Raw genomic sequence first — 941 nt, 5'->3', positions numbered from 1 at the left:
GCCGACATCGCCGACCTGATCGAACAGGCGGAGCCGGCCGAGCGCGCCGACCTGATCGACCTGCTTCCCGCCGAACTGGACGGCGAGGTGCTGTCCTACCTGAACCCGGACCTGCGCGAATCGCTGATCGGGCGGTTCGAGCCGCAGGAGCTGGCCGACGCCGTCGCCGACCTCGACACCGACGACGCGGTGGAACTGATCGAGGATCTGGATGCGGAAACGCGGGCGCAGATCCTGGCGAAGCTTCCCGACGCCGAACGCGCGCTGGTGCAGGAGAACCTGACCTACGACGAGGACAGCGCCGGCCGCATGATGCAGCGCGAGCTGGTCGCGGTGCCGGAATTCTGGACGGTCGGCAAGACCATCGACTTCATCCGCGCGGCGACCGACACGCTGCCGGAGGATTTCTACGACCTCTTCATCGTCGACCCGATGCACCGGGTGGTGGGCGCGGTGCCGCTGTCGCGCCTGCTGCGCCAGCGCCGGGCCGTGCGCATCGCCGATCTGCCATCATGTACACCGAGTTGACCGGCTTGCCGGCCTCGGTGGTCGAGATCGCCTTCATCATCTCGGAGGCGACCTTTTCGGTGCATTCCGACCAGACGTCGACGACCTTGTTGTACTTCTCGCCCTGGGTGATCAGGCCGTCGAGATACTGCTGCTCGAACTCCTTCACCCGCTCCTTCGACTCGTTGACCAGCTTCTCCTTGGCGGCGGGGATGACCATGTCGTCCTTGCCGAAGGAGATGCCGGCGCGGCAGGCGTGACCGAAACCCAGCTTCATCAGCCGGTCGGCGAAGATCACCGTCTCCTTCTGCCCGCAATGGCGGTAGACGGCGTCGATGACGTTGCCGACGTCCTTCTTGGTCAGGACGCGGTTGATCAGCGAGAAGGGCACCTTCGGGTGACGCGGCAGCAGCTCCGACAGGAGCTGCGCCCGC

Annotated in this window: 1 protein-coding gene and 1 pseudogene; one reads left to right on the top strand and one right to left on the bottom strand. The window is 66.1% G+C overall.

From position 1 onward, the window contains the following. Window positions 1-6: 6 nt before the first annotated feature. Window positions 7-528, top strand: coding sequence for a magnesium transporter MgtE N-terminal domain-containing protein (locus tag I71_RS33610; RefSeq protein ID WP_280109939.1), 522 nt, complete (start codon window positions 7-9; stop codon window positions 526-528). On the opposite strand, the pseudogene I71_RS33605 reads toward I71_RS33610, so the two are convergent. Continuing rightward, window positions 428-941, bottom strand: a pseudogene (locus I71_RS33605) (DNA-directed RNA polymerase subunit beta'); the annotation flags it as partial. The gene I71_RS33610 and the pseudogene I71_RS33605 overlap by 101 nt on opposite strands.

Source organism: Azospirillum sp. B506 (assembly GCF_000333595.1).
Classification (GTDB): domain Bacteria; phylum Pseudomonadota; class Alphaproteobacteria; order Azospirillales; family Azospirillaceae; genus Azospirillum.
The sequence above is the reverse complement of the archived record's forward strand: the minus strand, read 5'-3'. Positions and strand labels throughout refer to the sequence as shown.